Origin of the sequence: Pseudomonas sp. R2-7-07 (genome assembly GCF_003852355.1) — a bacterium.
In the GTDB taxonomy this organism is placed as follows: Bacteria; Pseudomonadota; Gammaproteobacteria; order Pseudomonadales; family Pseudomonadaceae; genus Aquipseudomonas.
Genome location: NZ_CP027759.1, coordinates 4290327 through 4316003 on the forward strand (window position 1 = coordinate 4290327; position 25677 = coordinate 4316003).

Sequence of the window (25677 nt, forward strand, 5' to 3'; positions counted from 1 at the left end):
ACGGCTGTTCAAAGGTGGGAGGGGGCTTGCTCCCGATAGCGGTGGATCAGCCAATACCTCCATGAGCTGACATACCGCTATCGGGAGCAAGCCCCCTCCCACAGTCAGTCGGCGCTGAAACTCAACTGTTGCGGCACATCCACATCCCATAGCACGCCCGGATCATCCACCGGCACGCCTCGCACCTGTGCCAGTGCAAACAAAGCCTTCGCGCCACGGTCGCCGGCCAATGCCATCAATGCAGGCCCAAATACACGGCCGAAAGCGACTGGATGCCCATACTGTCCGGCATGCACCGGCACAGTGATGCTTCCCGGATCGGCCAGTACACGCTCGATCGTCGCGGAACGAATAAACGGCATATCCCCCAGTACCACTAGCCAGCCCTCTGCCGAAGCACTGGCCGTGACAGCGGCGGCAATGCTATCGCCCATACCGGCTGATTCCAGCAGCAGGACCTTACAACCATGTGCCTCTGCCAACTGAATCACCTCAAGGCGTTCCGGTGAAGTCACCACCCAACGCTCAACAAGCGTCGCCGGAAGGTTCACCAACACCTGCTCGATAACCGCTCGTGTCACGCCGTCCAGGCCGACGCAATCGGCCAGCAATTTATCCCGGTCGGCGCCGGCCTCAGCACGGAAGCGACTGCCCTGCCCCGCCGCCAGCACTATTGCCGTCACTGTCACTGGGCAGCCACCGGCAGCGGCTTTTTCTGCAGGGGCGCCACGCCGTTCTTGATCGCGACGATTTCCGCCATGAGCGACAGTGCGATTTCCGCCGGCGTATGGCTGCCGATGTGCAAACCGATGGGGCCATGCAAACGCGCAATCGCCTCCGCCGACAAGCCCAGCGCCGCCAGGTTTTCCCGACGTTTCAGCGTATTGACCCGCGAGCCCAGGGCGCCAATGTAGAACGCGCTGGAATTCAACGCCGTGAGCAGCGCCATGTCATCCAGGCGCGGATCGTGGGTCAGGCAGACAATCGCCGTGCGTTCGTCGGTCTGGATATTCAACACCGCTTCATCGGGCATGCCCGGCACGAAGCGGCCGTGTTGTTCCTCCCAGCCATAGACAAACTCTTCGCGCGGGTCGCAGATCAGCACTTCGAAGTCGAGCAGGCGCGCCATTTCCGCGACGTAGCGCGACAGTTGCCCAGCGCCGATCAGCAGCAGGCGCCAGCGCGGCCCATAGATGGCGCGCAGGCACTGGCCGTCAAAGGTCACCACATCGGTCTTGCTCGCAGGGCTGAGGGTCACTTTGCCGGTGGCCAGGTTCAGCTCCCGCGCGACAATCTGATGATCCTCGCAGCGCGCCAGCAATTGCTCCACCCAGGCCCACTCTTCCACCCGTTCTTCGGTCAGGCGCAGGGTGCCGCCGCAGGGCAGGCCGAAACGTGCCGCTTCATCGCGAGTAACGCCGTAGGTCACCAGCTGCACAGGCGGGCCATCGTCAGGCAAACGGCCATCCTGCAAGCGCGCGATCAAGTCGTCCTCGATGCAGCCGCCGGACACCGAACCGATCACCACCCCGTCGCCGCGCAAGGCCAACATCGCCCCCGGTGGGCGCGGCGCGCTGCCCCACGTCTGCACCACGCTGTACAACACCACGCGTTGCCCGGCGCGGCGCCATTGCAGCACGCTGCGCAAGACATTCAGATCCACACTGTCCATCAGGCCTTCGCCTCCTGCCAACCCTGCAATTGATAGCGTACCGGCAGGTTACGGATGCGCTGGCCGGTCGCCGCGAAGATCGCGTTGCACAACGCCGGCGCAATCGGTGGTACGCCGGGCTCGCCGACACCGCCCAACGGCACCTCGCCGGTCGGAGTCACCAGGTGCACGGCGATCTGCTTGGGCGCCAGGGACATGCGCGCCACTTCGTACATATGAAAATTGTCCTGCTGGACCTTACCGTCCTTGAAGCTGATCTCGCCCAGCACCGCGTTGCCCAGGCCCATCACACACGCGCCCTCGAACTGCGAGCGGATGCGTTCCGGGTTGATCTGCGGGCCGCAGTCCACGGCGATATCGGCCTTGTGCACAATCAGCGTACCGTCGTCTTTGACTTCCACCTCGATCACCGCTGCCACATAGGTGACGAAACTGTAGTGCACCGCCAGCCCCAGCCCACGCCCCTTGGGTAGCTTGCGCCCCCAGCCGGCGGCTTTGGCGGCAGTTTCCAGTACGCCACGCAGGCGCGCGGTGTCGATCGGGTAACGCTCGGGGGATTCGCCGTAGTTCCACTCGTCGCTCAAGGTTTTCGGATCGATCTGACGGTCCGGGCCGAGCAACTTGAGCTGGTACTGCAACGGGTCCTGGCCGGCCTTGTGCGCCAGCTCATCGACAAAACTCTGGATGGCAAAACCGTGGGGAATGTTTGACACCGAACGGTACCAACCCACACGGGTATGCGCCGCCGCTTCAGGGTTTTCCAGGCGCACGTTGGGGATGGCGTAGGCCATATTGGTAAAGCCCATGCCCAGTTCGAATGCCGCTTCGTGGTTCATGCCCGGCGCGAACAGCGCGGTAATGCTCGGCGCTACCGTGCGGTGCAGCCAGGCGGCAGGCAGGCCGTCTTTATTCAGGCCGGCTTTGAGGTATTCGGCGGACACGGTATGAAAGTAGGAATTGTGGATATCGTCTTCACGGGTCCACTGTACGCGCACGGCTTTGCCCGGAAATTGTTTGGCCAGCACGGCGGCTTCGATGATGAAGTCCGGCTTGGATTTGCGCCCGAAGCCACCGCCCAGCAAGGTCACGTGCACCGTGACGTTATCGAAGGGCACGCCCAGGCGCTCAGCGATACGCTCGCGAGTGACTTGCGGTGCCTGGCTCGGCGCCCAGGCTTCGCACTGGCCCTTGTCGAAACGGGCGACGGCGACCATCGGCTCCATCGGCGACTGCGCCAGGTGCGGCAGGTAGTAGGCGGCCTCCAAGGTGCTGTCGGCATCGCCCATGGCCTGGTCGAGGGTGCCGGTGTTGCGCACCACTTTGCCGGGCTGGCGGGCGGCGGCCTCCAGCTCCTTGCGGTAATCGACGGAGTTGTAGCCGGCGTTGACGCCGTCGTCCCACACGATGTTCAGCGCGTCACGACCCTTGATCGCCGCCCAGGTATTGCTGGCCACCACGGCCACGCCACCGAGGGGCTGGAATTCGGAGGGGATCGGCCGGCTTTCGATTTCCAGCACCTTGATCACGCCAGGGACTTTCATCGCGGCACTGGCATCGAAGGATTTAACCTTGCCGCCATATACCTTCGGCCGTGCGATGGTGGCGTAGAGCATGCCGTCGAAATGCACGTCGGCACCGTAGACGGCGCTGCCGTTGACGATGTCGACGCCATCAATGGCCTTGACGCCTTCTTTGCCGATATAGCGAAATTCCGTCGGCTGCTTGAGCCGCAGGCTGTCGCGGGCGGGAACGGCCAGCGCACCGGCCGCAGTGGCCAACTCGCCATAGCCCAGCTCACGACCGCTCGGTTGGTGGATCACCTTGTGCAATTGCGCACGGCACTCGCTCACCGGTACCTTCCACTGCTCGGCAGCGGCCTGCTCCAGCATCGCCCGCACACTGGCGCCGCAACGCCGCATCGGCTCGTACCAATGGCGCATGCTGCGCGAGCCGTCGGTGTCCTGGTTGCCATAACGCACCTCATCGCCCGGCGCTTGCTGGACCTTCACCTTGGCCCAATCGGCCTCCAGCTCGTCGGCCACCACCAGGCTGAGGCTGGTGCGCACGCCCTGGCCCATCTCCGAACGGTTGCAGACCACGGTCACCGTACCGTCGGTGGCGATGCTGACGTAGACCTTGGGGTCGTCGATCAGCCCATGGGGCATTGCATCGCCGCCATATTGCTTGACCGCATCAGCTGCGAAAGCGTCAGGCAGGCCCCAGCTGGCGGCGATCACCAGCACACCGGTGGCGCCCGCGCCTTTGAGAAAGCCGCGACGACTGAGGTTATTCAGCACGAAATCAGCGGGTAACCGGCTCATGCCTTGGACCCCAGGTGCGTGGCCGCCTGACGGATCGCGGTCTTGATCCGGTTGTAGGTGCCGCAGCGGCAGATGTTGCCGACCATGGCCTCTTCGATCTGTTCATCACTGGGGTTGGGGTTGGTTTTCAGCAGCGCGGTGGCCGACATGATCTGCCCGCCCTGGCAATAGCCGCATTGGGCCACGGCGGTGTCGAGCCAGGCTTGCTGCACCACCTGGCCGACAGGATCGGTGTGCAGGTTGTCGATGGTGCTGATGGCTTGGCCTTTGACCGCGCCGATCGGGGTGATGCAACTGCGCGCGGGCGAACCGTCGATGTGAATGGTGCAGGCGCCGCACAGGCCCATGCCGCAACCGAACTTGGTGCCGTTGTAGCCCGCCACGTCCCGAATCGCCCACAACAGCGGCATATCTTCGGTGACGTCCAGTTGATGGTCTTGGCCGTTGAGTTTCAGGGTAATCATGGGCACGCCCGCCTGTTCATTGCATGGTTAGGGGCGAGCAATCTGTTGCAAGAGGTCACGCGGTTCGGTGCGCACAGATTGGCTCAGGCTGAGGAGGCTCTCTTGTGAAGACAGGTCTTCACCGGGCCTTTGGTGGAGCATCCACGTAATGTAAACCAAAAAGCTCGAAAGTCACCGCGCACAAACGCAAACGCCCCGAACGGGTCGGGGCGTTTGCGGATAACCGAGCGGCGCAGGTTTACGCCATCAGTGGCTTACTTGATGACAGGTGCAGGGCCTTCGGCCACGCCCAGGTCGTCTTCCTGGCGGGTGTCGGAGATACCGGTACCGCCGGACGCCAGTTCGCTTTGCAGCTTGTCGGTGTCCAGTTCCTTGACCCACTTGGCCACAACGAGGGTGGCCACTGCGTTACCCACCAGGTTGGTCAGCGCACGGGCTTCGGACATGAAGCGGTCGATACCCAGGATCAGCGCCAGGCCGGCAACCGGCAAGTGGCCTACGGCCGACAGGGTGGCAGCCAGTACGATGAAACCACTGCCCGTCACGCCCGCAGCGCCCTTGGAGGACAGCAGCAGCACCAGCAGCAGGGTGATCTGGTGGGTGATGTCCATGTGCGTGTCGGTCGCCTGGGCGATGAACACGGCGGCCATGGTCAGGTAGATCGAGGTACCGTCAAGGTTGAACGAGTAACCGGTTGGGATCACCAGGCCGACCACGGATTTCTTCGCGCCCAGACGCTCCATCTTGATCAGCATGCGTGGCAGTGCGGATTCGGAGGACGAAGTGCCCAGCACGATCAGCAGCTCTTCACGGATGTAGCGGATCAGCTTGATCACGCTGAAACCGTGGGCGCGGCAGATAGCGCCGAGCACCACCAGCACGAACAGCAGGCAGGTGATATAGAAGCAGATCATCAACTGGCCCAACTGCACCAGGGAACCCACACCGTAGGCGCCGATGGTGAATGCCATCGCGCCCAGGGCACCGATTGGCGCGAGCTTCATGATCATGTTGATGATGTTGAACATCACGTGGGCGAAGCGATCGATGAAGTCCAGTACCGGCTTGCCGTAGGCACCCAGGCGGTGCAGGGCGAAACCGAAGATCACCGAGAACATCAGCACTTGCAGGATGTCGCCGTTGGCGAAGGCGCCGACGATGGTGTTAGGGATCACATTGAGGATAAAGCCGACGATGCTCTGGTCTTTACCGGCCGTCACGTAGGCGGCGACTTTGGAAGCGTCCAGGGTTGCCACGTCGATGTGCATGCCGGCGCCCGGTTGCACGACGTTGACCACGATCAGACCGATCAGCAACGCGATGGTGGAAACCACTTCGAAGTACAGCAACGCATAGCCGCCGGTCTTGCCGACCGATTTCATGCTTTGCATGCCAGCGATGCCGCTGACCACGGTGCAGAAAATGATCGGGGCGATGACCATTTTGATCAGCTTGATGAAGCCGTCACCCAGTGGCTTGAGGGCCACGCCGGTCTGCGGGTAGAAGTGACCAAGCAAAATACCGATAACGATTGCAACGATCACCTGGAAATACAGGGATTTGTAGATTGGCTGACGAGTCGTCATTGCAAAGTTCCTCAATCGTCCCGTGTGGCAAATATCCGCCATTGCCCACGACACTTGAATTGCGAACCCTCCTGCACTGGAGGGATTTGTTGTTTGCGAGACCTGTAGGAACAAGCCTGCGCTGTCATCCTTACTGCAAACGGCGCGCCACTTTGCGCTAAACACCCTGAAGGCCTTTAGGCATCAGGCCCGAAGGTTTACCGGGGCCTGCTCGGGACACGAACCAGGTGGCGGATTTCCGCCTAGCTGCCCAATCGCGTCCTACAATTTGGCGGATATCCGCCTTGTCGCCTCGGCGGGTGATGACTACCATCGCCACTCCCATGGACGAGGCCCTGTCATGCGTGAACGCACCATCGCCAGTCACTTCGCCCGCGCCGCCCTGGAGGGCGCGCGTCGGGGCGGTTACGACTACTCGGGCCTGTTGCAGCAGGCGGGCATCACCCCCGACCTGCTGAGCGAACCCCGTGCGCGTATCGCTCCGGAGCAATTTACCCGGTTGCTGCAACTGCTCTGGCTGGCGCTGGATGACGAATACCTGGGTTTCGCCGACGGGCCCAGCAAGCGCGGCACCTTTGCCATGATGTGCCATGCGCTGATTCATTGCCGCACGCTGGAGAAGGCGCTGGAACGCGGCTTATTGTTTTATAGCCTATTCCCACACGGCCCGCGCTGGCAGCTGACACGGGAAGGCGACATGGCCCGCTTGAGCCTGGACGACTCGCAACTCTGGGACCCGCACCACTTTCTCAGCGAATGCCTGCTGGTGATCTGGCATCGCCTGGGCAGTTGGCTGATCGGCCAGCGCATCCGGTTGCACCAGACCACGTTCAGCTACCCGATGCCGCCACACGCCAATGAATATGACCTGTTGTTCCCCTGCCCCCTGGTATTCGGTGCACCGAACAGCAGCCTGGTGTTCCCCGCCCGCTACTTGAGCCTGCCGCTGTTGCAGGACGAGCGCACCCTCAAGCACTTTCTCGAGCGCTCCCCCGCCGACCTGTTGTCACGCCCGGATGAAGGCGACAGCTTGAGCAGCCAGTTGCGCCGCCTGTTGAGCCGCGACCGCACGCCCTGGCCAGACCTGGAAGCCGTTGCACAGCACTTGCATATCAGCCCACAGACCCTGCGTCGGCATTTGCGCGAAGAAGGCAGCAGTTTTCAGGCACTCAAGGATGAGCTGCGGCGGGACATCGCCATCTACCATTTGGGGCGAGCGGATTTGTCATTAAAAGAGATCGCCGAACAACTGGGCTTCTCCGAGCCGTCGGCGTTTCATCGGGCATTCAAAAAGTGGACGGGGCTGACGCCGGGGGCTTATCGGGCGCAGGAGAGTTAGAAGAGTGTTGTGGCAGAGGGCCTCATCGGGGGCAAGCCCCCTCCCACATTTGACTGGGTTCACACAGTTTGATTTGTGAATACATTCAAACTGTGGGAGGGGGCTTGCCCCCGATAGCGCCAGCCCAGTCATTACCGATCACACGGCCGGAAAATGAATCCTGAACGCCGCGCCACCCAGCGCCGAATCACCCAGGGTCAGTCGTGCGTGATAGCTTTCAATGATGTCCTTGACCACCGCCAGCCCGATCCCCTGCCCTGGATGCTGACGGTCGAGCCGCTCGCCCCGCTGCAGAATCCGCGCGCGCTGATCCGGTGGCACGCCGGGGCCGTCGTCTTCGATGCACAACTCAATGCCTTCAAGGTTTTCCACCAGGCTGATGCGCACTTCGCTCAGGCATAGGCGATAGGCGTTTTCCAGCAGGTTGCCGAGCATTTCGAGCAGGGCGCCTTTCTCGATGGGCACGTCGCACTCGTCGGGCAGCTCGAGGGAGACGGTGACGCGTTTGTCCCGGTAAACCTTGTCCAACGTGTCGCACAGGCTTTGCAGCACCGGTTCCAGGCGGACCTGGTGGCGTACCAGGCCGCTCTTGCGCAGGCTGGCGCGCTGCAATTGATAGCCGATCTGCTGGCTCATGCGCTCGATCTGCGATTGCAGCACCCAGGCCTGGCTGCGTTCTTCGGGGCGCTGGGCCATGTCTTCACTCACCCCCTGCAATACCGCCAGCGGGGTTTTCAGGCTGTGGGCCAGGTCATCCAGAGAGTCGCGATAGCGCGCACGCTGCTCGCGTTCGCTGTGCAGCAAACGGTTGAGGGAACCGGTGAGGCGCAGCAGTTCCCGGGGATGTTCTTCGCTGAGGCTTTCGCGGGTGCCGCCTTCGATCTGGTCCAGTTCCTGGCTCAGCCGCCGCAAGGCCTGCAGGCCCCAGGTCAGGCCAAGCCACAGCAACGTCAGCAGCACCAGCAACGCCGCGCCGAACCCCAGGTAGAGATTCTCGCGCAGGCCTTCGAGGGTCAATTGGTACTCGCGCACCGGTTGCAGGGCGACGATGCTGAAGGCCGCACTTTTGCCGCCCAGCAACCGGACCTCGACGTCGTAGACAAAAAATTCCTGGCCGTTGGCCTCGCGAATGCGCGCAAATTCGTTGCCGCGCCCATCGTAGCGCGGCTTGTAGTTGATGTTTTCTTCCTGGGTCGCCCGCGAACGCCACACCAGGTGGCCTTCACGGTCGTAGATATAGCCGAGCAGGCGGCTGTCGGTCAGGTTGAAGCGCTCATCGGGCAACTGCGCCGGCATCAGCAGCCGGTTATTTTCCACGCGTGCCGCAGAGATCAGGGTGGTTACATCTGACGCCAGGCGTTGCTCGATGGAATCCTGCAACGCCAGGCTGAACGCGCCTTGCATGGCGGGCAACAAGCCCAGCATGAACAGCACCGCCAGGGTGGCGGCGGCCAGCATCAGGCGCACGCGTAGCGAGCGAATCAACGGCAGCGCTCATTGAACAGGTAGCCCAGGCCCCGCACGGTGTCGATCGGCTTGAACCCGGCCGGCCCTTCCAGCTTGCGGCGCAGGCGACCGACCAGCACTTCGATGACGTTCGGGTCGCGCTCGTCGTCATCGGGATACAGCTGCTCCATCAAGCGGTCCTTGGCCACCACCTGTTGATGATGGCGCATCAGGTACTCGAGGATCCGGTACTCATAGGCGGTCAGCGCCAGCGGCTGCTCATCCAGCGAGGCTTGCTTGCGATTGAGGTCCAGCAGCAGCGGGCCGGCAACGATGGTGGATTGGGTAAAGCCGCTGGAGCGGCGCAGCAAGGCGTTCATCCGCGCCTCCAGCTCTTCGAACTGGAACGGTTTGAGCACGTAGTCGTCGGCACCGGCAGCCAGGCCTTCGACTTTGTCCTGCCAGTTGCCACGGGCGGTAAGAATGAGGATCGGAAAGGTCTTGGCCTGGGTGCGCAGTTGCCGGATCAGGTCCAGGCCGCCCATGCCGGGCAGGCCCAGGTCGATGATCGCCAGGTCATGGTTGAATTGGCCGGTCTGGTATAGGGCTTCCTCGGCATTGGCCACAGCCTCGACGACGTGACCGCTGTCGGTCAGGCGGGTAAACAGGTGATGACGCAACAGCGCCTCATCTTCCACCACCAGCAATTTCATAAGGCTCTCCAAGGCAATTCAACAGTCCGACCGAGGGATATCATAGCGGCCCTGTACGTCTTGCGGGCGCAGTTTAATGCCATTGTAGTGGCCCGACTCAAGCGCGTAGCCGGTGCGGTAGCCCGGTTTTGGGGCGCCAGCGCTCAGCGACTGGCCCCACGGGGCGGCCTGAATGCTCACCTCTTCGAAGCTGACACGCTGGATCAGGTTGCTGGATTTCCTGCTCTTCTCGCGGCCAAAGCCGGCAAAGCTGCTATCGCTGGCTTGCACGCCGGCGGTGGCACTGAGCATGGTCAACGCCAACATCAGCTTCTTGATCGCAGTCATGGTCGTTACCTCGTACGCGTTTAGGCTGTGACGTCCAGACTACGCAAGCGCCCCTGAACTCCCCCTGAACAGGCTTTGAACCTGGCCTTGACCGCAACGGGCTATGCACTGGCGCGCCAACTCGGCAAAATGTCGCGCATGATGCCCCTACCCGCCTGTTGTACCCCACTCGATGCCCATTGGCCGCTGCCTGCTCCCTTGCCGGGCACTGTGTTTTTGAGCACGCGTTTCGACCCGGCCTTATTGAACCCTGAGGATTTTCAGCGCAGCGCCGTGCCGCCACCGGCGAGCATCCAGCGCTCGGTGGCCAAGCGCCAGGCGGAATTCCTCGCCGGCCGCCTGTGCGCCCGTGAAGCGTTGCAACGACTGGATAATCTCGATTGCATCCCGGCCATCGGTGAAGACCGCGCGCCGATCTGGCCAGGGCATATCAGCGGCTCCATTACCCACAGCACCGGGCACGCCGCAGCAATTGTCGGGCATAAGGCGCAGTGGCGCGGGCTGGGGATGGACCTGGAGAACATGCTGGCGCTGGAACGGGCGGAACGCCTGGCGGGCGAAATTCTCACCGTGGATGAACTGCAGCGCATGGCGGCCCTGCCCCGTGAGCAAATCGCCTTGCTGGTGACACTCACGTTTTCGGCCAAGGAGAGTCTGTTCAAGGCGCTCTACCCGATCGTGCAGAAGCGCTTCTATTTTGAGCATGCCGAGGTGGTGGAGTGGTCACTGGCGGGGCAGGTGCGGCTGCGGTTGCTGACGGACCTGTCCAGTGAGTGGTGCCATGGCAAGGAGCTGGTTGGGCAGTTTGCGGTGGAGGGGGAGCAGTTGTTGAGCCTGGTGGCTGTCGGCGCTTGATAGACAGTCATCGGGGGCAAGCCCCCTCCCACAGGGGAATGCATTCCAAATGTGGGAGGGGGCTTGCCCCCGATGGCAATATCAGCGTTTCTCCTGATCCCTGGGCCAGCTCAGGCTGAAACACGCGCCGCCCAGGTTATTGCTCTTGCTGATCAGCGCCCGCCCGCCATGCCAATGGATAATCCGCCGCACAATCGACAGGCCCAGGCCATGCCCGCCCGAGGCGCGGGTGCGGCTGTCGTCCAGGCGCAGGAAGGGTGTGAAGATGCGTTCCCAGGCGCTTTCCGGCACGCCGGGGCCATCGTCTTCCACGTCGATACGGCAACGCACCTGCCCTACTTGATAACTGATCAGCACCTGGCCCTTGGCGTGGCGCATGGCGTTACTCACCAGGTTCTGCAGCGCGCGATGCAGGTAGCGGGGTTCGGCATCGACCCAGGCATCCTGCCAATGCGCCGATGACAGGCAGGTACCCCGGCTGACGCTGACCTGCGGGCGCAGTGGCGACAATTCGCCGATCACCTGATCGAGCAATGCATCGAGGTCGACGCGCTGGAAGTTCAACGCCGGCGCGCCCTGCTCCAGGCGCGCATAAGTGAGCATTTCATCCACCAGGCCATCGAGGTCCTGGATATCCCCGTCCATGCCCTCCAGGTATTTGCGCCGCGCCTCGGCCGTGGTGGCATCGCCAAGCATCTCCAAGCCGAAGCGCAGGCGCGCTACCGGCGTGCGCAGCTCGTGGGACACCGCACGCACCAGTTCACGCTGAATCGCCAGCAATTGTTGCAGGTGCTCGGCCATGCCATTGAACGCGGACGCGAGCCGCCCCACCGAATCGGCGCCACGGGCCGGTACGCGAACTTCCAGATTGCCCTTGGCGATCCGCGTGGCCGCTGCCTCCAGCCCCTTGAGCCGGCGCTCGAGCTGACGCACCAACAGGTAGACGATCAAACCGATCAGGGTCAGGCCGATCAGGGCGATCAGGATCAGCCATTGCGCGGGGTACGGATTCATTTGATACAGCGGGCCGATCTCCAGCACCCACGGCGTGCCGACCATGCCGGCGAACACGCGGATCGAATCACCGCCCTTGCCCAGGGCCATCACCGTATCGCCTTCCGCCACACGACGGCGCTGGTCGTCGTCCATATCGGCCTGGTCGAGGGCCATCAGATGCATCTCGAAACCAAAGCCCTTGGCCTGCTTGAGGTCAGCCAAACGTTGCGGCTGCTCGGCCACCGGGAACCGCACCAGTTCGTCGGCCAGCAGGTAGATCGTGGCGCGGGCCAATTGCTCGCTGATCTGCTGCACTTCGCCGGTGAGCACCAATTGCTCCGGTTCGCTGACCAGGCGCACTACGCGCGCGGCATGAGGCCCGGTCTGTTCCACCAAGACCTGGCCACGTTGCAGACGCTTGCGCTGGCTCAGGTCCAGCTGTGCATCAGCGAAGGTGCGCAACTGCAGCGGAATTCCCAGCAATCGTTCCCACACCGCCAATGCACGCTGGCGCTCGAGGGCGCTCATGGGCTGCAGGTCGTCGCCCATCAGCGCAAAGGTGCCGTGTGCCAGGCGCTCGCGGTATTGGTCGCTGCGCACATCGTTGAGCAAGTGCAGCGCCAGCACGCCCAGCAGCGCAACCAGGATCAGCGCGGCGCACATGCCGCCGTAGATGCGCAGGAAGATCGAGTTCACAGGGGCATATCGGCGGCGGCTTCAGGCACGAACAGGTAGCCTTTGCTGCGGATGGTCTTGATCAGGCGCGGGTGGATCGGGTCATCGCCGATCTTCGGGCGAATACGTGAGATGCGCACATCAATCGAGCGATCCTGGCCGTCGTAGCCAACGCCACGCAGGGCAATGAAGATTTCTTCGCGCGAGAGAATGCGCCCGGCATTCGCCACCAACAGCCACAGCAGGTCGAACTCGGCACTGGTCAATTCGATACCCTTTTCGTGCAACCAGGCCTCGCGCAAGGCGTTGTCCACCACCAGCGGGCCGAATTGCAGGCGGCGCTGGTTTTCCGCCACAACCGGTAACGCCGGCTCGCTGCGCCGCAGCAGGGCCTGGATGCGTGCCAGCAACAAGCGCGGGCGCACAGGTTTGCACACGTAGTCGTCGGCGCCCAGGTCCAGGCCGAGCACCTGGTCCATCTCATCGGTACGCGCCGTCAGCATCAGGATCACGCCGTCATAGCGCTCGCGCACCTTGCGGCAGATGCTCAGGCCGTCTTCGCCCGGCAGCATCAGGTCGAGGATCACCAGGTCCGGTTGTTCGGCGATGATGCGCGCCGCGGCCTGGGCGCCGTCGTTCTCCACCGACACCCGCAGGCCGTTGCTCTCCAGGTATTCGCGGGTCAGCTCGGCCAGCCGCTCATCGTCCTCGACAATCAATATCTGCCAGGGTTCTTGCTCCACGCGGTGTCCTCATTGTTATAAGAAATGCTGATGGTCGACACGGTCGAGGCATACCCTGGTTGTCATGTATTGAGGGCATAACGAGGGTCGATTGTAGCCACGGGCCAACCCCTGAACACAAGCCTGGAAATCCATTCGGTCATGGCGTTTTTTTGTGATAGGGTTCGCGCCCTCAAAAATCCAACCGACAGTTTTTGCCTGGAAATATTCGGTGACAGGCGGCGTAATCCAGCAGTACTGCGGCCTACACGGGCGTTCCATGATTCATACACATTTTACCCACAGCGTTATCCACAGGTAGTGCGTTGCTAAGCCCCCCAAAACGCATTATCTTGTACCTCGGCACTTCCAGAGACCCTACATGTAGGGTTTTGGAAATAAGCGCCCAACCACATAAGCAGCTCGAAATTCAAGCGTTTTATTGCTGGCACAGCGTGGAACCAACCGATTATCAGTAGACCAAACCGCTCACGCGGATGGCAGCTGTTTTTCATCCAAGTCATGGAAAACGGTACGGGTGTTGCAGGAAAGCCTGACACTCGCAATCAAATATAGAACGTGGAGACAACCCCCCATGCAAACCGACACAACTCGCGAGAACCCGCAGGGCTCCGTGCCGCAGGCCGCTGATTCGAATATGGATCTGGCCGCCACTGCACCTGGCCAATTGCGCGTGATCAAGCGTAACGGCACTGTCGTTCCTTACACCGATGACAAAATCACCGTCGCCATCACCAAAGCGTTTCTTGCAGTTGAAGGCGGCACCGCTGCCGCCTCGTCGCGCATCCACGACACTGTTGCACGCCTGACCGAACAAGTGACCGCGACCTTCAAGCGCCGCATGCCATCGGGCGGCACTATCCACATCGAAGAAATCCAGGACCAGGTCGAACTGGCCCTGATGCGTGCCGGCGAGCAGAAAGTTGCCCGTGACTACGTGATCTACCGTGATTCCCGCGCCAAGGAACGCGCCGTGCACGCGCCGGCCGCCGAATCCGTCCAGGCGCATCCTTCGATCCGCATCACCCTGGCCGATGGCAGCTTTGCGCCGCTGGACCTGGGCCGCCTCAACACCATCATCACCGAGGCCTGCGAAGGCCTGGAAGAAGTCGATGGTGACCTGATCCAGCGCGAAACCCTGAAGAACCTGTACGACGGCGTGGCCCTGACCGACGTCAACACCGCCCTGGTGATGACTGCCCGTACCCTGGTCGAGCGTGAGCCGAACTACTCGTTCGTCACCGCGCGCCTGCTGATGGACACCCTGCGCGCCGAAGGCCTGGGTTTCCTGGGCGTGGCCGACAGCGCCACCCACCACGAGATGGCTGACCTGTACGCCAAGGCGCTGCCCGCCTACATCGCCAAGGGTATCGAATTCGAATTGCTGAACCCGATCCTGGCCACCTTCGACCTGGAAAAACTCGGCAAGGCGATCAACCACGAGCGCGACCAGCAGTTCACCTACCTGGGCCTGCAAACCCTGTACGACCGTTACTTCATCCACAAGGACGGTATCCGTTTCGAACTGCCGCAAGTGTTCTTCATGCGCGTGGCCATGGGCCTGGCGATCGAAGAGAAGCACAAAGAAGACCGTGCGATCGAGTTCTACAACCTGTTGTCGTCCTTCGACTACATGTCGTCCACGCCGACCCTGTTCAACGCCGGTACCCTGCGTCCACAGCTGTCGAGCTGCTACCTGACCACCGTGCCGGATGATCTGTCGGGCATCTACCACGCGATCCACGACAACGCCATGCTGTCCAAATTCGCCGGTGGCCTGGGTAACGACTGGACGCCGGTTCGTGCACTGGGTTCGTACATCAAGGGCACCAATGGTAAATCCCAGGGCGTCGTGCCGTTCCTCAAAGTAGTGAACGATACCGCCGTAGCCGTAAACCAGGGCGGCAAGCGCAAAGGCGCTGTGTGTGCCTACCTGGAAACCTGGCACATGGACATTGAAGAGTTCATCGAGCTGCGCAAGAACACCGGTGATGATCGTCGTCGTACCCACGACATGAACACCGCCAACTGGATCCCTGACCTGTTCATGAAGCGTGTCTTCGATGACGGCAAGTGGACCCTGTTCTCGCCATCCGAAGTTCCGGACCTGCACGACCTGACCGGCAAGGCCTTCGAAGAGCGCTACGAGTACTACGAAGCCCTCACCGAGTACCCAGGCAAGGTCAAGCTGTTCAAGACCATCCAGGCCAAAGACCTGTGGCGCAAAATGCTGTCCATGCTGTTCGAAACCGGCCACCCATGGCTGACCTTCAAAGACCCGTGCAACCTGCGCAGCCCGCAGCAGCACGTCGGCGTGGTGCACAGCTCGAACCTGTGCACCGAGATCACCTTGAACACCAACAAGGACGAGATCGCCGTTTGCAACCTGGGCTCGATCAACCTGCCGAACCACATCGTCAACGGCAAGCTGGACACCGCCAAGCTGGAACGCACCGTCAACACCGCCGTACGCATGCTCGATAACGTGATCGACATCAACTACTACTCGGTGCCACAGGCGCAGAACTCCAACTTCAAACACCGTCCGGTCGGCCTGGGCATCATGGGCTTCCAGGACGCCTTGTACCTGCAGCACATTCCTTACGGTTCCGATGCCGCCGTCGAGTTCGCCGACAAGTCCATGGAAGCGGTCAGCTACTACGCGATCCAGGCGTCCTGCGACCTGGCCGACGAGCGCGGCGCCTACGAGACGTTCCAGGGTTCGCTGTGGTCCAAGGGCATCCTGCCGCTGGATTCGCAACAGATCCTGATCGAGCAACGTGGCCAGAAGTACATCGATGTTGACCTGGAAGAATCCCTGGACTGGGCGCCAGTACGTGCCCGTGTGCAGAAAGGTATTCGTAACTCCAACATCATGGCCATCGCACCGACCGCGACCATCGCCAACATCACTGGCGTTTCGCAGTCGATCGAACCGACCTACCAGAACCTGTATGTGAAATCGAACCTGTCGGGCGAATTCACCGTGATCAACCCGTATCTGGTTCGCGACCTGAAAGCCCGCGGCCTGTGGGACTCGGTGATGATCAACGACCTGAAGTACTACGACGGTTCGGTGCAGCAGATCGAGCGCATCCCGCAAGAACTCAAAGAGCTCTACGCCACTGCGTTCGAAGTGGACACCAAGTGGATCGTTGACGCCGCCAGCCGTCGTCAGAAGTGGATCGACCAGGCGCAGTCCCTGAACCTCTACATTGCCGGTGCTTCGGGCAAGAAACTCGACGTGACCTACCGCATGGCCTGGTACCGTGGCTTGAAAACCACTTACTACCTCCGTGCCCTGGCCGCGACCAGCACCGAGAAGTCGACCATCAACACCGGTAAGCTGAACGCTGTTTCCAGCGGCAACCACGGTGACGATTCGGTACTCGCTGCGCCAGCCGGCCCGGCACCGGTGCCGAAGGCTTGTGCGATTGACGAGCCGGATTGTGAGGCTTGCCAATAAGCTGAGCACGCCCTGGGTTTGACCCCAAGGCTGAAAAGCCCCCGATAGGCCTCTGGTGTATCGGGGGCTTTCTTTTGCCTGGTGAAACGTTCGTGCGCGGCTAAAACAATACGGTTGCGATACCCGCCTGAGGCACACCGCCTCGACGGCCCCACAACTCAATCCGCCCGTTGATCACCGCCATGGAATGCCCCCCGTACGCGACTGTACCCACCTTGCTGCTTCGCAAGTCGGCATCCGTAGCCTGCCTGTAATGATTCCTGAGCCCCAAACGGTCTAACCCTTCACGAGAGTACTCACCATCATTCACACTTTTCATCGCTTCAATAAAACCCTTCCCAGCCGTGCCATCGTTGTTCTCCATTTGTGCCCGCTTGGCACTCATCGCAAACATGAAGTTGGCATCCGTCATCATTTGTGGATCATCACCCTTAAATCGTGCATAGGTTGCCGCTTGTTGCAATTCGTCCTTGGTTAACTTGTAGACCTTGTCGCTGTCCCTCATGACCACCTCGTAACCATTGGCGGTCTCTTTCACACTTTTGTAGATGTCTGTCGGTTTCTGGCCGAAATGCATCATGGCGGCCTTTATTGCAGAAACGGTAACGCAATTGCCATCAGGCCCCTGGCTGAAGCCACTCCAGATATTGTCCGGCTTTTTCCCCGGATTACTGTTATCAGGCTTGTAATTGAAATGCTTTGAGCCTTCGGTAATCGGCTTGTTGCTCATGGACTCGACAGGACCAAATCCCTCCGGGCTCACTCTACCGCCGCCACCTCCTCCACCACCGCGACCTCCCGGCGGCGGCGGGGCAGGCGGTGCTACATCATCATTGGGAAACCATTCCTCCAGCATCCGTTTGAGGAACTCAAGGAATTTGTCATCCGCTTCCTGGATCAGCTTGTTAAGCACTTCCTTGAATTTCTCATCACCCAGTTTCTGGCGCAGCTCATTCAACTTGTCGCGCAAATCCTGAGCCGTCTGGGTCTTGGAGCCTTGTTCGGCATCGAACAACTGGTTGAGTAATGTCTTGACCGCGGACACTTCACCAGCAGGTTCGGGGAAAGCTGACTCCCTACGCGCAATGACCGGTACATGATTTATGCGCCCAGCACCTGGCGCAGATATTCCTGAGCTCCACATTCCAAGCCCTCCTCACTGATTCTTGAGCCCCTCAGGGCCGTTGCCCGATCAGTGGTGCGCCAGGATTGAAGCGTTCCTTCTCAAGCATTTCCGGGCGTTACCCGATGTGCCGCAGGCTATTTTCTTACGCCCACAAAAAAGCCCCTCCTAAGAGGGGCTTCTTGTCGAGCGCTACCGCATCAGGTCATCTGAATGATGGTCTGCATGATGGTGCTCTGGGTGGAGATGGTCTTGGCGTTCGCCTGGTAGTTGCTCTGGGCCTTGATCAGGTCCACCAGCTCGTTGGTCAGGTTGACGTTGGAGTTCTCCAGAGAGTTGGCCACGATCGAACCCAGTGTGCCGGCTTGCGGAGTGTCGTACCCAGGCTGGCCCGAAGCGAAGGTCTCTTTCCAGGTGGTGCTGCCGCCGGGTTGCAGGCCTTGTTCGTTATTGAAGCTGGCCAGCGAGATCTGGCCGATGGCCTTGCTCTGCTGATTGCTGAAGGTGGCGAACATTACGCCGTTGCCGTCGATCTTCAGGCCGGTGATCTGGCCGGTGGCATAGCCATCGGTGACCGGAGGGTTACGGTAGGTGGCCGAATTGTATTGGGTAATGTTGGCCATGTTGACGGCAATCCCGCCCGGGTTGGCGTTCGCGCCGTTAGCCTTCCACACACCATTAGTCACTGTGCCCGGCACCCAGCCTGCAACGGTGAGCGTCTTATCGGACACACCACCGGTCACCACGCTGGTGAGTTTGCCCGCGCCATCGAAGGTCAATGTCGACGCTACAGGCGGGGTCGACGGGGTGCCCGTCGGTGCCGAACCATCAGGATTGCGACCGTCGATCAGGGTATAGGCATTCCACTTGTTGCCGTCGGTTTTCACCAGGTACTGCACCATTGGGTGCGCGTTGCCCTGGGAGTCGTACAAAGTGGTGCTGTATTGAGTGGTGAAGGTATCGGTCTTGGTCGGGTCGAACGGCTTGGCCGTTTGGTCGATTACCGGCTCCGAGGAGTTCAGGTTACTGGTGGAGTCCACCTTGGTGGACGCCTTGGGCGGCAGGTTAGTCAGGTTCAGTTGCAGGTCGGTGAGCCCGCCCTTGATGATCTTGCCGTCATCATCCGCCGCGTAACCCTGCAGGCGCGAGGTACCCGTGTTGTTGGTGATGAAGCCGTCTTTGTCGGCACGGAAGGCACCGCTGCGGGTGTACTCCAGCGAACCGTCGCTGCCCTTCTGTACGAAGAAGCCACCGCCCTGGATCGCCATGTCCAGGATACCGCCGCTGCCGTTAACGTCACCCTGGGTGAATTGCTGGGATACCGCCGCCAGGTTCACACCATTGCCGATGCTGTTCTGGCCGGTGCCCAGTTTGGACGCCGCGTAGATATCCGCGAACTCTGCACGAGACGACTTGAAACCCGTGGTCGCGACGTTGGCGATGTTGTTGCCGGTCACGTCCAGTTGTTTGTTGGCCGCATAGAGGCCGCTAAGGCCGATATTAAAAGACATGTTTCTCTCCCTCTGCCGTATTTAGCCGGCTCTATGTACCGATAGTCTGAATTTGCGACAGCTTGACGCTGCCCATGCCGCCTGCCAGGTTCAGCAGCATCTCGCCGCCGGTCTTGCTCAGCGTCACGCTGGTGACAGTTGCCGGCAGCGAAGTGGCCAGGGCAACCGCGTCGCCCTTGTCATTCTTGGTCGAGGCCGCGAAGGTGTAAGTACCGGCTGGGGCCACCTCACCCGCTTCGTTCTTGCCATCCCAGATAAAGTCCGAAACCCCTGCGCTCTGAGCGCCCAGATCGAGGGTGCGCACCACGTTGCCGTCTTTATCGGTGATCTTGACCGAGACGTTGCCCGTCGCCGCTGTCACCGCCACCGAACCGGTCATGCTCTTGCTGGTATCGACCAGCGCCTTGTCGGTCTGGGTGATGATCGAACGTCCGACCAGCGACGAAGCCTGCAGCGCCTGGGATGAGCTGAAGTTGCTCGAGATGTTATTCACCGAGTCATTCAGGGTGTTGATGCCTTCCAGGCTGCTGAACTGCGCCAGCTGAGCCACGAACGCACCGTTATCCTGTGGCGACAAGGGGTTCTGGTTTTTCAGCTGGGTCACCAGCAGTTGCAGGAATGCATCCTTGCCCAGGGCCTGGTCGCCTGTGGCGGCCTTGGAAACATTCGCTACATTGTTTGAAGCGTCCTTGACCTTGGAATTGAAGAGGTCCTGGACTGCCGTATTGTTCGACGTATCAACGATGGCCATTATTTGGCGCCCCTTATCACTGACCCAGGGTCAGGACCTTCTGCATCATGGTTTTGGCGGTGTTCATCATTTCCGCGTTGGTCTGGAACGAGCGACTGGCGGAAATCATGTCGGCCATTTCCTCGACCACGTTGACGTTGGGGTAATAGACGTAACCCTTTTCGTTCGCCGCCGGATGGTTGGGCTCGTAACGCGCTTCGAGGTTGCTCTGGTCTTCGACCACACCCAGCACCTGCACGCCTTGACCGGCGGCATCCTGGTTCTGGAACAGCGAATCACTGCCGCCGCTCTGGCCGCCCTGGAACATGGTGGCGAACACTGGATGCCGGGCACGGTAAGTCTGGTCGATGCTCGAAGACACGGTCTCGGCGTTGGCGATGTTACTGGCGACGGTGTTCAAACGCGTGGTCTGCGCGCTCATGCCACTGCCGGCAATATTGAAAACACTGGACAGGGACATGGCTTATTCTCCACGCAGGGCTGACATCAGCCCTTTGAATTTGCTGTTGAGCAGGGTAAAGCTGGCCTGGAAATTCACCGAGTTTTCGGCGTAGTTCGATTGTTCCAGCTGGGCATCGACGGTGTTCTGGTCGATCGATGGCTGCATTGGCGTGCGATACAGCAGCGACTCGTCACCACTGCTCAGGCCTTGCGCTTCGATATGACGGCTGTTGGTCATGTTCAAGGCGAAGGTGCCGTTCTTGGTCTTGTCCTGCTGCGCGGCGAGCACGGCGGAGAAGTCCAGATCCCGAGCCTTGTAGTTCGGGGTATCGGCGTTGGCAATGTTGTTGGCCAGGACTTCGGCACGCTGGGCGCGGAAGCCCAGGGCTTGTTCGTGGATACCGAGCGCTTTATCGAAGCTGATGCTCATGGCGGAAACCTTTAGGCTGACCTGCTATTCGTTAACAGGGCTATAGCAAGGTGCATGCCAATCTGCGGGGGGCCCATATATCAAGGGCTGGCGGGGAGGTTGCCGGTGGCAATGCCAGAAAAGCGGCAAGTACTTTCCGCGTGGCGTCAGTAAAGCGGCAATACGACTTGCCGCTTCCGGTGGGATGGTGGCAAAACAAATGTGGGAGGGGGCTTGCTCCCGATGGCGGTGTATCAGTGATAAAGATATCAACTGAACCACCGCTATCGGGGGCAAGCCCCCTCCCACATTTTGACTGCGTACTGCTTATTTGGCCTGGTAGATGATTCCCGGGCTGCACTGCACCATCTGGTAGTGATCCGGCAATCCGTTCAAGGCTTCCGAAGCGCCGAGGAACAGATACCCGCCACGCTTGAGCGTGCCATGGATGCGCAACAGGATGTCTTTCTTCACTTCGGCCGAGAAATAAATCAGCACGTTGCGGCAGAACACCATGTCGAACTTGCCCAGGCTGGCGTAGCTGTCGAGCAGGTTGAACGAGCGGAACTCCACGCGATTCTTGATCGGCGCCTTGATCGCCCAGCGCCCTGCCCCTTTCGGATCAAAGTAGCGCTGCAGACGCTCCGGGGACAAACCCCGGCCCAGGGCCAGGCTATCGTATTCACCCGTCTTGCAGTTGGTGAGCATGGTGCCGGACAAGTCGGTCGCGACGATTTGCGCGCCGGCCTTCAACTGGCCCATGTTGGTCCGTTCGAACTCGTCGATGGACATTGAGATCGAATACGGTTCCTGTCCGGAAGAGCACGCCGCCGACCAGATACGCAGGCGCTGGCCCGGGCTGGCCTTGATGGCCGCCGGCAGCACTTTGTTCTTGAGCACCTCAAACGGGTAGGTATCGCGAAACCACAGGGTTTCGTTAGTGGTCATGGCATCGACCACCATCTCCTTGAGCCCGCTGCGCGGCTGCCCCTGGATCCGCTGGACCAACTCACCCAGGGACTTGATGCCCTGCTGTTCCATCAGTTTGTTGAGACGGCTGGATACCAGGTATTGCTTGTTTTCACCGAGCAATATGCCACAGGCTTTTTCCAGGAAGACCCGGAACTGTTCGAAATCCAAATTACCCGTAGACAATGATACCGCCTCTTAAATCGTGTGACCGCCAGGGGAAATCCCCTAGCCGTGATCTGCTGCCTTGATCCGGTCGACTACCCGGGATGCGAGGTCATCAGGCCGGAATTTAGCCAGGAAGTCATCTGCGCCGACCTTCTTGACCATTGCCTGATTGAATACCCCCGACAACGAAGTATGCAGGATGATATGTAATTTTTGCATGCGTGGATCGTTGCGTATTTCAGCTGTAAGGGTATAGCCGTCCATTTCCGGCATTTCAATGTCGGAGATCATCATCAGAAATTCTTCTTCCGGCTTCTTGCCCTCATCGACCAACTTGCGCAGGTAATCCAAGGCTTGGCGCCCGTCATTGAGGGCCACCACATCGACGCCGATGGTTTGCAGGCAACGCGTGACCTGCTTGCGGGCGACAGAGGAGTCGTCCACGGTCAACACGCGCAGGGACACCGCCTTGTGCGCTGTCTCGGCATCCACCACACCGACCGAGATGGTCTCCGACGTGGGCGCCACTTCGGCGAGAATTTTCTCTACGTCGATGATTTCCACCAACTGGTTATCAACCCGCGTCACGGCCGTCAGGTAATGATCGCGCCCGGTGCCCTTGGGCGGCGGATGGATCTCTTCCCAGTTCATATTGACGATACGTTCCACCGAGCGCACCAGGAACCCCTGGGTCTTGGTGTTGTATTCGGTAATGATGACGAACGGGCTCTGACGGTCCTGCAAACCAGCGGAGCCGGTAGCCATTGCCAAATCAAGAATCGGAATGGTTGCGCCACGGATATTGGCTACGCCGCATACCACCGGACTGGATTTAGGCATGATCGTCAGCTTGGGACACTGCAACACTTCCCGCACTTTGAACACGTTAATGCCGTACAGCTGCTTGCCGTCCAGGCGAAATAGCAACAACTCCAGGCGATTCTGCCCTACCAGCTGTGTGCGCTGGTTTACTGAATCCATTACTCCTGCCATGCCCAGACTCCTAAATCCCAGAGGTACGATGCGTACCCAACACTAAACGGCACGAGCTTTGCAATTTGCTTGGCTATGGATATTAAAATGACAGTTTCCCGACGTCCAAGCCGCCCAAAGTACCGCAGACTGCTCTGCGCCGCGATGGCGCTGCTTGTCTGGGGCGTGGGCGTTACGGCTCGTGCCGACAACGTCACCCTGCCTGATCTACTTATCGGCGTCACCCAGGGCTTTCTTGAATTCACTGTAGAAGATTATCTGGCGACCACCCAGACTCCGGGGCGCTATGAAATCCAGGTCAACCCATTGGACCCGCGTCTGCGCCTGCCAATGTGTGACAAGGAATTGACAGCCACCCTGGAAAGCCCCGCCCAGCCTATCGGTCGGGTAACCGTTAAAGTCCGCTGTGAGAGCGCCTCCCCCTGGACGGTGTTTGTGCCGGCCCAGGTCAAATTGTTCCGCGACGTGGTGGTGGTAGCGCGCCCGTTGAAGCGCACCGGCATTATTGGCTATGACGATGTTGTGCTGCGTGAGCGGGATATCAGCCTGATCAACCAGGGTTACTTGACCTCCCTGGACCAGGCTATCGGGCAGCGACTCACCCGACCAATGGTCACCGATCAGGTGATCACGCTGGTGCATCTGGAGCAGGCGGAAGTGATTCGCAAGGGTGACCAAGTGGTGATTTCCGCCAGCAGCGGCGGGTTGAACGTAAGAATGCCGGGGGAAGCGCTGTCCAATGGTGGTATGAGCGAACAGATCCGGGTCAAGAACCTCAACTCCAACCGTGTGATCAAGGCACGGGTGACGGCCCCCGGCCAAGTCGAGGTGGCGCTATAGAGACTGGAATCAATTGCCCGCTTTTCCTACACTGTGGGTTGGATGCCGCGCCGTACAGGTTTATTGTCACTAAAGCCTAAAGTTTGTTTGGGTATGGCCGAAAACATGGCAAGCGTCCACTACCCAGAGGTTTTTTTATCATGGTCATTGATTTCAATCGTTTGAACAGCACTCAGCCCTTACCAGGCAACACGCGCACCAACGGTACCAAGGACAGCGTAGAAGCCAAGTCCCAGCCCTTGCCCGCCAAGGCAGAGCAAGCAAGCGCGAGCCAGAGTGGGGAATCGGTACACCTGAGCAATGAGGCTCAACAGTTGCAGAAGGTCACTGACTCGCTGCGCGATCAACCGATTGTCAATAAAGCCCGTGTGGCCGAGTTGAAACAGGCAATCGCCGATGGCACTTATACGGTCGACAGCAACCGTGTAGCCAGCAAGCTGCTTAACTTCGAAGCCGAGCGCTAGGCAAAGGCCTGCGCTGGGCTTCTGGACGCTTAAAACCCAAGGCCAGCCATGCACCACGACGAACATTTGCTTCAACTGATCATTGATGATCTGGCGCCGACGCAGCAATTGCTCGAGCTGCTCAAAGAGGAATCCCTGGCCCTGTATGGCCGGGATATGCCTTTGCTCGAAGAAATACTGGCGCGCAAACAGTCGCTGATTGTGCTGCTCGAACAGCACGGCAAGAAGCGCAGCGAAATCCTCACCAGCCTGGGCCTGCCCGCCGATCACGACGGCCTGGCACAGCTGGCGAGTCATTCTTCGGTCGGCGATCAATTGCTGGCGCAAAGCAAAGAACTCAATCAGTTGCTCGCCCAGTGCCAGGAAGCCAATCTGCTCAACGGCCAGTCGATCCAGCTCCAGCAAGCCACCACCGCCAACCAGTTACGCATCCTTCACGGCGGCGAGCCACCGGCCCTGTATAACGCCCAAGGTTCCACTTCACGCCTGGTCAAGCCAAGCACCCGCAGCCAAGCCTGACGCCGGTTTACAGCGCGAGCTATCCAAGGTGCGCTACATACTGGCAAAATGCCGGTTCTTGCGTGTAGTCGTATTTTGCCTGGAGATGGAACAACTGTGTTCAACGCCCTTAATGCGGAAGATGCACCGCAGCCACCGAAGGTCCTCACCACGCCTCTGGAAATCGCCAGCACTTTGCGAATGCTCCAGGAAAGCCATGATCCATTGATCATCACTTTCCACGAACGCAGCCAACGCTTCCAAAGCTATCTGGTGGATATCGATCGGGATAACAAGACGCTGGCACTGGACGAAATGATCCCGCGCGATGGTGAACGTTACCTGGAAAATGGCGAGCCCTTCCGCATCGAGGGTTTCCATGATGGCGTGCGGGTCGCCTGGGAAAGTAACGGCACGCTGAGCATCAGCGAAAAAGATGGCCACCGTATCTACACTGGCAGCATGCCCGGCGAGGTGGTCTACCATCAACGTCGTAACGCGTTCCGCGCTGCATTGAAGCTGGCGCAATTGGTGAACATCGAACTGGGCGGCGAGAAGCTCAAGGCACCGTTCAATGGCAAGCTGCTGGATATCTCGGCCACCGGATGCAAATTGCGCTTTGAAGGCGACATTTCCGACCGCTTACAGCTGGGCCAAGTCTATGACCGCTTTGTCGCCGCGCTGCCGTTCGGCAACATGACCACCGCTGTCGAGCTGCGTTACCTGCATTTCGAAGACAAGATCAACACCACCTTCGCGGGTGTGCGCTTCCATAACATGAGCGGCCTGGTGCAGCGCCAGGTGGAGCGTTTTGTGTATCAACTGCAGCGCGAAGCTCGACGCTTCGACAAGGATGACGATTTTTAAGCCTTGGACGCAGCTGTAAAAAAACGGGCAGATCCTGATG

Annotated in this window: 24 protein-coding genes; 7 read left to right on the forward strand and 17 right to left on the reverse strand. The window is 60.2% G+C overall.

Annotated elements, in window-relative coordinates:
* Nucleotides 1-104 precede the first annotated feature (104 nt).
* The 5 genes from C4J86_RS19645 to C4J86_RS19665 form a co-directional block, all read right to left on the reverse strand.
* On the reverse strand, nucleotides 105-689 hold the full coding sequence (locus C4J86_RS19645; protein WP_124371577.1) for an NTP transferase domain-containing protein: 585 nt from the start codon (nucleotides 687-689) through the stop codon (nucleotides 105-107).
* A complete protein-coding gene (locus tag C4J86_RS19650) occupies nucleotides 686-1672 on the reverse strand; it encodes an XdhC family protein (RefSeq protein WP_124371578.1) in 987 nt (328 codons plus the stop codon). Before C4J86_RS19650 ends, C4J86_RS19645 begins: the two co-directional genes overlap by 4 nt.
* Nucleotides 1672-3993 (reverse strand): xanthine dehydrogenase family protein molybdopterin-binding subunit, encoded by a 2322-nt coding sequence (locus C4J86_RS19655; RefSeq protein WP_124371579.1) that lies wholly within the window; start codon nucleotides 3991-3993, stop codon nucleotides 1672-1674. Before C4J86_RS19655 ends, C4J86_RS19650 begins: the two co-directional genes overlap by 1 nt.
* On the reverse strand, nucleotides 3990-4457 hold the full coding sequence (locus C4J86_RS19660; RefSeq protein ID WP_124371580.1) for a (2Fe-2S)-binding protein: 468 nt from the start codon (nucleotides 4455-4457) through the stop codon (nucleotides 3990-3992). The genes C4J86_RS19655 and C4J86_RS19660 overlap by 4 nt, the downstream gene beginning before the upstream one ends.
* A gap of 254 nt (nucleotides 4458-4711) precedes the next feature.
* Nucleotides 4712-6043, reverse strand: a complete 1332-nt coding sequence (locus tag C4J86_RS19665) for a dicarboxylate/amino acid:cation symporter (protein WP_124364023.1) — start codon at nucleotides 6041-6043, stop codon at nucleotides 4712-4714.
* A gap of 340 nt (nucleotides 6044-6383) precedes the next feature.
* On the opposite strand from C4J86_RS19665, the gene C4J86_RS19670 reads away from it, so the two are divergent.
* Nucleotides 6384-7382: an AraC family transcriptional regulator gene (locus C4J86_RS19670; RefSeq protein ID WP_124371581.1), complete on the forward strand. Its 999-nt coding sequence runs from the start codon at nucleotides 6384-6386 to the stop codon at nucleotides 7380-7382.
* Nucleotides 7383-7520: 138 nt separating this feature from the next.
* Here C4J86_RS19670 and C4J86_RS19675 read toward each other — a convergent pair whose 3' ends face one another.
* Genes C4J86_RS19675 through C4J86_RS19685 form a run of 3 tightly spaced genes read right to left on the reverse strand, consistent with a single transcriptional unit; the run spans nucleotide 7521 to nucleotide 9868 of the window.
* Entirely contained in the window at nucleotides 7521-8867 is a 1347-nt protein-coding gene (locus C4J86_RS19675; protein ID WP_124368038.1) for an ATP-binding protein, read from the reverse strand.
* Nucleotides 8864-9541, reverse strand: a complete 678-nt coding sequence (locus C4J86_RS19680) for a response regulator (protein WP_124371582.1) — start codon at nucleotides 9539-9541, stop codon at nucleotides 8864-8866. Before C4J86_RS19680 ends, C4J86_RS19675 begins: the two co-directional genes overlap by 4 nt.
* 18 nt (nucleotides 9542-9559) lie before the next feature.
* Entirely contained in the window at nucleotides 9560-9868 is a 309-nt protein-coding gene (locus C4J86_RS19685; protein ID WP_124371583.1) for a hypothetical protein, read from the reverse strand.
* A gap of 138 nt (nucleotides 9869-10006) precedes the next feature.
* On the opposite strand from C4J86_RS19685, the gene C4J86_RS19690 reads away from it, so the two are divergent.
* Nucleotides 10007-10723 (forward strand): 4'-phosphopantetheinyl transferase, encoded by a 717-nt coding sequence (locus tag C4J86_RS19690; protein WP_124372462.1) that lies wholly within the window; start codon nucleotides 10007-10009, stop codon nucleotides 10721-10723.
* An 81-nt stretch (nucleotides 10724-10804) separates the two neighbouring features.
* Here C4J86_RS19690 and C4J86_RS19695 read toward each other — a convergent pair whose 3' ends face one another.
* The gene (locus tag C4J86_RS19695) at nucleotides 10805-12415 is read right to left on the reverse strand and encodes an ATP-binding protein (RefSeq protein WP_124371584.1); all 1611 of its coding nucleotides are present in this window, start codon (nucleotides 12413-12415) and stop codon (nucleotides 10805-10807) included.
* Nucleotides 12412-13137, reverse strand: a complete 726-nt coding sequence (locus C4J86_RS19700; RefSeq protein ID WP_124371585.1) for a response regulator — start codon at nucleotides 13135-13137, stop codon at nucleotides 12412-12414. Before C4J86_RS19700 ends, C4J86_RS19695 begins: the two co-directional genes overlap by 4 nt.
* A 574-nt stretch (nucleotides 13138-13711) precedes the next feature.
* Between C4J86_RS19700 and C4J86_RS19705 the strand changes: the two genes are divergently transcribed.
* The gene (locus C4J86_RS19705; protein WP_124364030.1) at nucleotides 13712-16603 is read left to right on the forward strand and encodes a ribonucleoside-diphosphate reductase subunit alpha; all 2892 of its coding nucleotides are present in this window, start codon (nucleotides 13712-13714) and stop codon (nucleotides 16601-16603) included.
* Nucleotides 16604-16703: 100 nt separating this feature from the next.
* Here the strand turns inward: C4J86_RS19705 and C4J86_RS19710 are convergent, their stop codons facing one another.
* From C4J86_RS19710 to C4J86_RS19740, 7 genes are all read right to left on the reverse strand, one after another.
* Nucleotides 16704-17747, reverse strand: coding sequence for a hypothetical protein (locus C4J86_RS19710; protein WP_124371586.1), 1044 nt, complete (start codon nucleotides 17745-17747; stop codon nucleotides 16704-16706).
* A 179-nt stretch (nucleotides 17748-17926) separates the two neighbouring features.
* Nucleotides 17927-19237 (reverse strand): flagellar hook protein FlgE, encoded by a 1311-nt coding sequence (gene flgE / locus C4J86_RS19715; RefSeq protein ID WP_124364032.1) that lies wholly within the window; start codon nucleotides 19235-19237, stop codon nucleotides 17927-17929.
* Between the two features lie 31 nt (nucleotides 19238-19268).
* Nucleotides 19269-19988 (reverse strand): flagellar hook assembly protein FlgD, encoded by a 720-nt coding sequence (gene flgD / locus C4J86_RS19720; RefSeq protein ID WP_124371587.1) that lies wholly within the window; start codon nucleotides 19986-19988, stop codon nucleotides 19269-19271.
* Between the two features lie 16 nt (nucleotides 19989-20004).
* Nucleotides 20005-20448 (reverse strand): flagellar basal body rod protein FlgC, encoded by a 444-nt coding sequence (gene flgC / locus C4J86_RS19725; protein ID WP_024076985.1) that lies wholly within the window; start codon nucleotides 20446-20448, stop codon nucleotides 20005-20007.
* A gap of 3 nt (nucleotides 20449-20451) precedes the next feature.
* Nucleotides 20452-20859 (reverse strand): flagellar basal body rod protein FlgB, encoded by a 408-nt coding sequence (gene flgB / locus C4J86_RS19730; RefSeq protein WP_057726450.1) that lies wholly within the window; start codon nucleotides 20857-20859, stop codon nucleotides 20452-20454.
* Nucleotides 20860-21165: 306 nt separating this feature from the next.
* Nucleotides 21166-21993 carry a protein-glutamate O-methyltransferase CheR gene (gene cheR, locus C4J86_RS19735; protein WP_124364034.1) on the reverse strand — a complete coding sequence of 276 codons (828 nt, stop codon included), beginning with the start codon at nucleotides 21991-21993 and terminating at the stop codon, nucleotides 21166-21168.
* 42 nt (nucleotides 21994-22035) lie between these two features.
* Nucleotides 22036-22968 carry a chemotaxis protein CheV gene (locus C4J86_RS19740; RefSeq protein WP_124368046.1) on the reverse strand — a complete coding sequence of 311 codons (933 nt, stop codon included), beginning with the start codon at nucleotides 22966-22968 and terminating at the stop codon, nucleotides 22036-22038.
* A 75-nt stretch (nucleotides 22969-23043) separates the two neighbouring features.
* Here C4J86_RS19740 and flgA point away from each other — a divergent pair, with 75 nt between their 5' ends.
* From flgA to C4J86_RS19760, 4 genes are all read left to right on the forward strand, one after another.
* On the forward strand, nucleotides 23044-23808 hold the full coding sequence (gene flgA, locus C4J86_RS19745) for a flagellar basal body P-ring formation chaperone FlgA (protein ID WP_124368047.1): 765 nt from the start codon (nucleotides 23044-23046) through the stop codon (nucleotides 23806-23808).
* Between the two features lie 140 nt (nucleotides 23809-23948).
* Nucleotides 23949-24272 carry a flagellar biosynthesis anti-sigma factor FlgM gene (gene flgM, locus C4J86_RS19750; RefSeq protein ID WP_124368048.1) on the forward strand — a complete coding sequence of 108 codons (324 nt, stop codon included), beginning with the start codon at nucleotides 23949-23951 and terminating at the stop codon, nucleotides 24270-24272.
* 48 nt (nucleotides 24273-24320) lie between these two features.
* Nucleotides 24321-24791, forward strand: coding sequence for a flagella synthesis protein FlgN (locus C4J86_RS19755; protein ID WP_124368049.1), 471 nt, complete (start codon nucleotides 24321-24323; stop codon nucleotides 24789-24791).
* 96 nt (nucleotides 24792-24887) lie between these two features.
* Nucleotides 24888-25637: a flagellar brake protein gene (locus C4J86_RS19760; protein WP_124368050.1), complete on the forward strand. Its 750-nt coding sequence runs from the start codon at nucleotides 24888-24890 to the stop codon at nucleotides 25635-25637.
* Nucleotides 25638-25677: the final 40 nt, after the last annotated feature.